Raw genomic sequence first — 8773 nt, forward strand, 5'->3', positions numbered from 1 at the left:
AATCGTCGGCTGCAAATGGGGCGCAGCAGTCCATTTTTCACCGGCTTTTTGACCCATAGCGGGGCTATGGGCCTGCAAATCCGGCAAAAACTGTCCAGGCTGGGCCCCATTTTCGCTTTCGACGACCAAAGCCCGACAGGCTCCTAGTGAACAGTTCAATCTGGGCGGTGTATAAAATTAAGTCGCGAATCAACCCGGAAGTGGTGCCGATTCCACGGCAATGAGGCACTGTTTACGGGTGTCGCCCCCCATAGACCGGGGTGATTGTCAGGCAATTGTCACTAGACTTCGACCCGCATGACACTGATGCGCTAAATTTCAAACCTCCACTAATACAACCGTTCACACCGACGCCATGATGAAATCTCTACTGCCTTGCTTGCAGTCTCCCACCCCCACCGCGGAGGCTCGCCATGTCTGAAAAAATTGGCGGCATCGACCGCATCGACCGTCGCCTGCTCGATCTGCTGCAGGAAGACGGCCGCATTGCCAATCTGCGTCTGGCTCAACTGGTCAATCTTTCGCCCACCGCCGTGCTTGAGCGCGTCAAGCGGCTCACGCGTGACGGCTTCATTCTCGGCTACGAAGGACGGCTCAATCCCAACCTGCTCGGCGCCGGGCTGATGGTGTTCGTCGAAGTGCAGCTCGACCGCTCGGTGGCCGACAGCTTCGCGGCGTTCCAGTCTGCCATCAAGGTGCGCCCGGAAATTCTGGAATGCCATATGGTGGCCGGCAACTTTGACTACCTGCTCAAGGTGCGCGTGGCCGATATGGCGGCCTACAAGACTTTTGTGGCCAACGTCATCGCCAATCTGCCGGGCGTGCGCGAAACCCGCTCGTTCGCCGTGATCGACGAAGTGAAGGACACCACCCGTCTGCAAGTCGAACTCTGATTCCTCTGCAGCCGCGAGCTGCAGCAAGGCGCGCGCGAATCTGACCGGTTCGCGCGCGCTTTTTTATTTTTGCGTTTTCGGCGTGAGCAGCACCAGCACCGCGCACAGCACCATGAACCCGGCCAGCACCAGAATGCCGCCGTTGGTGCTCTGCGTGGTCTGCTTCACCCAGCCGACGATGGACGGGCCGAAGAACCCGGCCAGATTGCCCAACGCGTTGATCAGCGCAATACCCGCCGCCGCCGCGGTGCCCGCGAGGAAGGCGTTGGGCAACGCCCAGAACAGCGGCAGCACCACCATGATGCCCACGGTCGCCAGCGTCAGCGCCACCATGGCCAGCGTGGTGTCGGTGCTCCAGAACGTGGACAACACCAGACCCACGGCGCCGATGAGCGCGGGAATGGCCACGTGCCAGCGACGCTCATGGCGCTTGTCCGAGCTGCGGCCCACCAGAATCATCGCCACCACCGATACGCCGTAAGGCAGCGCGACCAGCCAGCCGATGGTCAGCGGATCGGTCACGCCGGTCGACTTGATCAGCAGCGGCAGCCAGAAGCTCAGGCCATACAGGCCGATGACCACGGAGAAGTAGATCAACGCCATCAGCCACACGCGCGGATCGGCCATGCCCTGCAGCGCCGAGTGCGCCGGTTTGGTCTGCGCCTCTTGGTCGAGCGCATGCTGCAGCGCGCTTTTCTCGTCCGCGCTCAACCACTTGGCATGCTTGATGCCGTTGTCCAAATAAAACAGGGTGACGATGCCCAGCACCACGGCCGGCAGGCCTTCGAGCACAAACAGCCATTGCCACCCGGCCCAGCCGTGGTGACCGTGGAAGTGATGCAGGATCCAGCCCGACACCGGCCCGCCGATCAAGCCGGAGAGCGGCACCGCGCTCATGAACCAGGCCGTCATCTGGCTGCGCCGCGCCGCCGGATACCAATAAGTGAGATACAGAATGATGCCCGGAAAGAAACCCGCCTCGGCCACCCCGAGCAGGAAGCGCATCACATAGAACTGCGTCGGCGTGGTGACGAACAGGGTCAGCGCCGAAATCACCCCCCAGGTGATCATGATGCGGGCGATCCACACCCGCGCGCCAACCCGGTGCAAGACAAGATTGCTCGGCACCTCGAACAGAAAATAGCCGAGGAAAAAGATGCCTGCGCCGAAGCCGTACACCGCGTCGGAAAAGCCTAGATCGCCCTTCATCTGCAACTGGGCGAAGCCAATGTTCACCCGGTCGAGATAGGCGACGAAATAGCACAGGATGAGAAAGGGAATGATGCGCCAGCCAATGCGGCGATAGACCGCCTCGGAAGGCGGGGCTGCGGGCGTTGCAGAAAGTGTTGCCATGGGAAGTCTCCTTGTTGTCGTAGTTCAACAAAAGGGCTCTTGCCGACCCTTCAAATCCGGTTCAAAGCCGGGATTAGCGCGTCATCAACGCGGTTTTTCATCCACCGTCACGGCCACCGGCTCGGCGGCTTGCGCCTCGGGCTGCGCCTTGCGCTGCGACGCATCCACCAAGGGCGCAAAGTACTTTTGCTCGGCCAGAGCCTCATACAACGGCGGGGTGAAGAAGTTCGCCACCCGGCTGCTGATCAACGCCGTGGCCATGAGCGGAATCACCAGCCCGCCACCGTTGATCATCTCCATGACGATGACGAAGGAAGTCAGCGGCGACTGCGTGACCGCCGCGAGATAGCCGACCATGCAGATGGCCACCAGGGCAGACTGCGGATACTGCCCGAACCACTGACTCATCCACTGCCCGAACCCGGCCCCAATGGACAAAGAGGGCGAGAACAGCCCGCCGGGCAGCCCGGTGATGTAGGACAGCACCATGCTGAGCCACTTCACCAGCGGGTAGTACCAGCTCACCTGCTCGCCGTGGTTCATCAGCAAATGCCGCGCCTGGTCGTAACCGCTGCCCCAGGTCTGCCCGGCCGTGGCGATGCCGATGATGGCGACCAGCAGCCCCAGCCCCACGCCCCACACCAGCGGCGAGCGCTCGCGCCAGGCCAGCAGCTTGGCCGGAATCCATCGCACCTGTTTGAGCAGGGCCAGATTGAACGCCGCCCCCGCCAGGCCGCAGAGCACCGCAGCGATCACCACCGGCAAGACGAAGGCCAGCGGGAAGATGTCGGGCGCAGAAATCTGACCGAAATACAGATAGTTGCCCGCCAGCGCCAACGAAACCAGGCCGGAGAACACGATGCTGGTGATAAGCACGCCGTTGGTTCGCACCTCGAAACTGCGGGTGAGTTCCTCGATGGCAAACAGAATCCCGGCCAGCGGTGTGTTGAACGCGCCCGACAGACCCGCCGCCGAGCCCGCGAGCAGCAACATGCGCTCCATGCGCAGCGAGACGCGCGGATAAAACCGCCGCATCTCGTACATGATGGACGCGCCCACATGCACAGTTGGCCCCTCGCGGCCCAGCGTGAGGCCACCGAGCATGCCCATCAGCCCGAGACCCACTTTGCCCAGCATGATGCGCAGGCCGAACAGACGGCGGATGCGGGTGGAATCGGGGTGGCCATGCAGCGCAGCGATCACCTGCGGAATACCGCTGCCCTCACTGCCGTTGAACCATTTGCGGGTCATCCATACCGCGCCGCCGGTCAGCGCCGGGGTGATGAGCAGCGCCAGCCAGGCCCGGCCGTCGATCCAGCCGAGAAAGATTGCCAGCACATCGTTGGCCCAGTTCGCGAACTGCACCGCTGCCAACCCCACCAGGATCGCCCCCACCCACAGCACGCCGTAATTCAGCCACGATCTGCGAAGTTCTTTTCGGGTGAGTCGCCAAATCGCGGCGGGTCGGTAACGAGCATGCATAGGGAACAAGAATAGCGGGACGGCGCGCACGCGCCGTAAAGGCCAAGGGCCCTGGTATACGAATACGCATACGGATGAAGCGAAAAGCGTAATGGTGCGCAACCCCTCACCATACTGCACGGGGTAAATCTCAATAGAAACAAAACGTTGCCTGTGTCCCTGCGTGCAACTCAGGCATTGCACTTAAGGGTTTTTACGCACTAGGATAACCCGGCGTTTTTGACAAAAGTTAAAACACAGGCGCGTTCACAACCGCTGACACCTTGCGAGAAAGCCTTACCTATGCGTTCCCTTCATCTACTCACCTTGCCGGAAAAACTGCTGCATACCGGCTTCATTTTTCTGGTCTGCATCGGTCTGCTTTGTGCCGAAGCCTATCTTTACGTCACCCATTCCGGGCTGGACGGCAAGACCGGGGTGACCCTCAAGGACATCCAGATTTCGTACTACGGCAATCGCGACAGCAGCAAGCTGCAAACCGTGCTGCCCACCATGCTCACCAACGCGGGCGTGCCTAAAGAGCAGTGGCCGCAACTGCAGAAGACCATCGACACCTGGGTGGTCGGCGGGCAGACCAAGGCAGGCTACGAGACCGACATCAAGCCCATCCTCGCGCAACACTGCCTGATGTGCCACAGCGTGGCCATGAGCAAGCAACTGCACAACCCGCCGCTGGCCTCGTATGAAGACGTGAAGGCGGTGGCCAAGGTCGACACCGGCATGTCGTACAACTCGATGCTGATGACCGGCATGGTGCACCTGACCATGCTGGGGCTGATTTTCTGGGTGGCCGGCTGGCTGTTTTTGCAGACGCGGGTGCACAGCCAGATCAAGGCCATTTCGGTCATCACGCCGTTCATCGCCATGCTGCTCGATTTTTCCGGCTGGTTCCTCACCAAGCAGAACCCCGACTTCGCCTGGTTCGTGCTCATCGGCGGCGCGCTGTCGTGCCCCATCGCCATGCTGGAAATGGGCGTGGCCCTGCTCGATATGTGGATCGGCCTGCCCAAGTTTTTGATGCAGCGTCTGGTGACCGAAGTGCCCAAGACGGTGGTGCGCACGGCCACAGCCTGACTTATCCCAGATTGTCCATTAGGCGGGGCTACGCCCCTACACGGGCGCTGGCGGTCGGTTTGGGGCGTCTTTGCCCCCGCGCTTCGCGCCAATAGCAATGGCTATGGGCTTGTCGCGCAGAACCAAATCCTTCCCCAACCCGCCGCGCCATCATCCCGTGTCCTAATGAACAATCTGGGATTATTTTTACGTTCTGCCGACCCCGCCGATGCGGGGTTTTTCAGCGCGTCGGCCAGGAAATTCCGTCATTCCCGCTCTTTAGAATGCGCGGCATGACTACCGCCCAAACCCCCTCCTCCGCCCTTTCCGTCGTCGTTCTTGCCGCGGGCAAGGGCACGCGCATGCGCTCCGATTCTCCCAAGGTGCTGCAACCGCTGGCGGGCAAACCGCTGCTCGGCCATGTGCTCGATACCGTGCATCACCTCTCGGCCGAGCGCGCGGTGGTGGTGACCGGCTTCGGCGCGCAACGGGTGCAAGAGGCCTTTGCCCATCAGGCGCACCTGCGCTTTGCGCTGCAGGAGCCGCAGCTTGGCACCGGCCATGCAGTGCAGCAAGCCCTGCCCGACCTGCCGGGTGACGGCGTGTGCCTGGTGCTCTATGGCGACGTGCCGCTGGCGCCCGCCGCCAGCCTGGCGCCGCTGGTGGCGCAGGCGCAGACCGGCGTGCTCGCCCTGCTCACTGTCGAGCTGGACGACCCTACTGGTTATGGCCGCATTCTGCGCGACGCCGACGGCGCGGTGCAGGGCATCGTCGAACACAAAGATGCCACGCCGACGCAGCGCGCGGTGCGCGAATGCAACACCGGCATTCTGTGCGCACCGATCGCGCATTTGCGCCGCTGGCTGGGCCAGTTGCGCAACGACAACGCGCAGGGCGAGTACTACCTCACCGACGTGGTGGCCCTGGCCGTGGCCGACGGCGTGCCGGTGCGCGCCGCCACCGTGGCCGATGCCGACGACGTGCTCGGCGTGAACGACCGCAGCCAGCTCGCGCATCTCGAGCGCGTGGTGCAACTGCGCGCTGCGCGCCGCCTGCTCGACGCCGGCGTCACCCTGGCCGACCCGAGCCGCATCGACGTGCGCGGCGCCCTGCACTGCGGCCGCGATGTGTTCATCGACGTGGGCTGCGTGTTCGAGGGCGAAGTGCATCTGGCCGACGGCGCCCGCGTGGGGCCCTACGCGGTGTTGCGCGATGTGCGCGTGGGCGCGGGCACGGTGGTCCATCCCTTCTGCCATCTCGACGGCGCGAGCATCGGCGCCGGCGCCATCATCGGCCCCTTCGCCCGGCTGCGGCCCGCGACCGCCTTGGCCGACGGCGTGCACATCGGCAACTTCGTCGAAGTAAAGAACGGCACACTGGGCCAGGGCTCCAAGGCCAACCACCTCAGCTATGTGGGCGACGCCACGGTGGGCGCGCGGGTCAACATCGGCGCGGGCACCATCGTGGCCAACTATGACGGCGCCAACAAGCACCGCACCGTGATTGAAGACGATGCACACACCGGCTCCAACTCCGTGCTGGTCGCGCCCATCACCATCGGCGCGGGCGCCACCATCGGCGCGGGCTCCACGGTGAGCAAAAACGTGCCAGCGGGCAAGCTCACGGTCGCGCGTGCCAAGGCCGTCACCCTCGACGGCTGGACCCGCCCGGTCAAGAAGTAGGCACCCGCGGCGCGAACTTGCTGCGGTGCACCGAAAAAAACGCCCGCACATTGCGCACCTGATTCGCCGCAGTAAAGAGCCGGTGCACCAGGGCGTGATAGGCCGCCATGTCCACGACCAGCAACACCAGCACAAAGTCCGGCCCGGGCGACACGCGGTAGCACTGCTGCACCTCGGGCACATCGGCCACCAGCGCCTCGAACGCCGTCATGCGCTCGGCCGCCTGCTCGGCAAGGGTGATCTCGACAATCACGGTCAGCCCCGCCCCCACCCGCTCGGGGTTGAGCACGGCGATGCGCCGCTCGATCACCCCCGCCTCCACCAGCCGCCGCACCCGGCGCAGACAGGTGGGCGGCGTGAGGTGGGCGCGCTGCGCCAGCTCTTGGTTGCTCAGCGCGCAATCCTGCTGCAGCACATCGAGCAAGCGCCGGTCGGCTTCGTCGAGTTCAATCGGCTCCATCTTCATTCCATTTTTTAGTCATTTTTGCAATTTTATTCCATGCACTAATGGCGGTGGAATCTGCAATCATTTTTCGTGAAATATTGCCGACTCATTTCATAATCGCCTGCCTATCATGGCGCCCAACGCAACCCAAGGGAGTCTGTTCATGTGTGGAATCGTCGGCGCCGTGGCGCAACGCAATATCGTTCCGGTGTTGATCGAGGGCCTGCGCCGTCTCGAATATCGCGGCTATGACTCCTGCGGCGTGGCCGTCTATGCCGACGGCCAGCTGCAGCGCGCCCGCAGCGTGTCGCGCGTGGCCGAGCTCGACGCGCAAACGCACGACCTGCAAGCCTTCACCGGCATCGCCCACACCCGCTGGGCCACCCACGGCGCCCCCACAACCCGCAACGCGCACCCGCACTTTTCCGCTGGGCCGAACAAGACGGCGGAGTCGGCGCACATCGCCGTGGTGCACAACGGCATCATCGAAAACTACGAGGCGCTGCGCGCCATGCTGAAGTCCGATGGCTACCAGTTCGAGAGCCAGACCGACACCGAAGTCATCGCCCACCTGATCGACCACCTCTACGCCGGCGATCTGTTCGAGGCGGTGCAGGCCGCGACACAGCAACTGCACGGCGCGTATGCGATTGCGGTGTTCAGCCGCGAGGAGCCGCACCGCATCATCGGCGCGCGCGACGGCTCGCCGCTGGTCGTCGGCCTTGGGCAGAATGAAAACTTCCTCGCCTCCGACGCACTGGCGCTGGCCGGAACCACCGACCAATTCATCTTCCTTGAAGACGGCGATGTGGCCGACCTGCAACTGGGCAAGGTGTGGATCGTCGACCGCGCCCACAAGCCCGCCACCCGCGAGGTGCGCACCATCACCGCTTACACCGCCGCCGTGGAGCTTGGCCCTTACCGCCACTTCATGCAGAAAGAAATTTTCGAGCAGCCGCGCGCCATCGCCGACACGCTCGACGGCATCCAGGCCATCACCCCCGCACTGTTCGGCCCGCAGGCCGAGGGCGTGTTCCCCGCCATCAGCGGCGTGCGCATTCTGGCCTGCGGCACCAGTTACTACGCCGGGCTCACCGCCAAGTACTGGATCGAATCCATCGCCCGCGTGCCCGTCGAGGTGGAGGTCGCCAGCGAATACCGCTACCGCGACTCGGTGCCCGACCCGAGCGCGCTGGTCGTCGTCATCTCCCAGTCGGGCGAAACCGCCGACACTCTGGCCGCGCTCAAACACGCCAAACAACTCGGCCACACCCATACCCTGGCCGTGGTCAACGTCGCCACCAGCGCGATGGCGCGCGAAACCGCCATGCAGTTCTTCACCCGCGCCGGCGCCGAAATCGGCGTAGCCTCGACCAAGGCCTTCACCACCCAGCTTGTCGCGCTCTACCTGTTGGCCGGGGCGCTGGCCCGCGCCAAAGGCCGCCTGAGCGATGAGGCTGAAGCCGCCATGCTCACCTCCCTGCGCCACCTGCCCGCCGCCGTGCAAAGCGTGCTGGCGCTGGAGCCGCAGATCATCGCCTGGGCCGAGCAGTTCGCCCGCCGCGAAAACGCCCTGTTCCTCGGGCGCGGCATGCACTACCCCATCGCTCTCGAAGGCGCGCTCAAGCTCAAGGAGATCACCTACATCCACGCCGAGGCCTACCCCGCGGGCGAACTCAAACACGGCCCGCTGGCCCTGGTGACCGAAGCCATGCCCGTGGTCGCCGTCGCCCCGCGCGACGCGCTGCTCGACAAACTCAAGAGCAATCTGCAGGAAGTGCGCGCCCGCGGCGGCGAGCTCTACGTCTTCGCCGACGCCGACGGCCAGATCGAAGCCAGCGAAGGCGTGCACCTCATCCGCCTGC

The 8773-nt window shown here is 64.0% G+C and carries 7 protein-coding genes; 4 read left to right on the forward strand and 3 right to left on the reverse strand.

The features are described 5' to 3' along the window. The first annotated feature begins 413 nt into the window (after nucleotides 1-413). A complete protein-coding gene (locus tag AC2VLV_RS02815; protein WP_486988531.1) occupies nucleotides 414-893 on the forward strand; it encodes an Lrp/AsnC ligand binding domain-containing protein in 480 nt (159 codons plus the stop codon). A gap of 63 nt (nucleotides 894-956) precedes the next feature. Here AC2VLV_RS02815 and AC2VLV_RS02820 read toward each other — a convergent pair whose 3' ends face one another. After that, a complete protein-coding gene (locus AC2VLV_RS02820) occupies nucleotides 957-2246 on the reverse strand; it encodes an MFS transporter (protein ID WP_486988532.1) in 1290 nt (429 codons plus the stop codon). Between the two features lie 84 nt (nucleotides 2247-2330). Further along, nucleotides 2331-3728 carry a chloride channel protein gene (locus AC2VLV_RS02825; protein WP_486988533.1) on the reverse strand — a complete coding sequence of 466 codons (1398 nt, stop codon included), beginning with the start codon at nucleotides 3726-3728 and terminating at the stop codon, nucleotides 2331-2333. Nucleotides 3729-4010: 282 nt separating this feature from the next. Here AC2VLV_RS02825 and AC2VLV_RS02830 point away from each other — a divergent pair, with 282 nt between their 5' ends. Further along, nucleotides 4011-4802, forward strand: coding sequence for a hypothetical protein (locus AC2VLV_RS02830; RefSeq protein WP_486988534.1), 792 nt, complete (start codon nucleotides 4011-4013; stop codon nucleotides 4800-4802). Nucleotides 4803-5074: 272 nt separating this feature from the next. Beyond that, on the forward strand, nucleotides 5075-6463 hold the full coding sequence (gene glmU / locus AC2VLV_RS02835) for a bifunctional UDP-N-acetylglucosamine diphosphorylase/glucosamine-1-phosphate N-acetyltransferase GlmU (RefSeq protein WP_486988535.1): 1389 nt from the start codon (nucleotides 5075-5077) through the stop codon (nucleotides 6461-6463). Here the strand turns inward: glmU and AC2VLV_RS02840 are convergent. Beyond that, nucleotides 6453-6929, reverse strand: a complete 477-nt coding sequence (locus AC2VLV_RS02840; protein ID WP_486988536.1) for an Lrp/AsnC family transcriptional regulator — start codon at nucleotides 6927-6929, stop codon at nucleotides 6453-6455. The genes glmU and AC2VLV_RS02840 overlap by 11 nt on opposite strands. Nucleotides 6930-7071: 142 nt before the next feature. On the opposite strand from AC2VLV_RS02840, the gene glmS reads away from it, so the two are divergent. Further along, a partial coding sequence (gene glmS / locus AC2VLV_RS02845) for a glutamine--fructose-6-phosphate transaminase (isomerizing) (RefSeq protein WP_486988537.1) occupies nucleotides 7072-8773 on the forward strand: 1702 nt, incomplete at its 3' end.

The organism is Thiomonas sp. TH-17 (genome assembly GCF_057473305.1).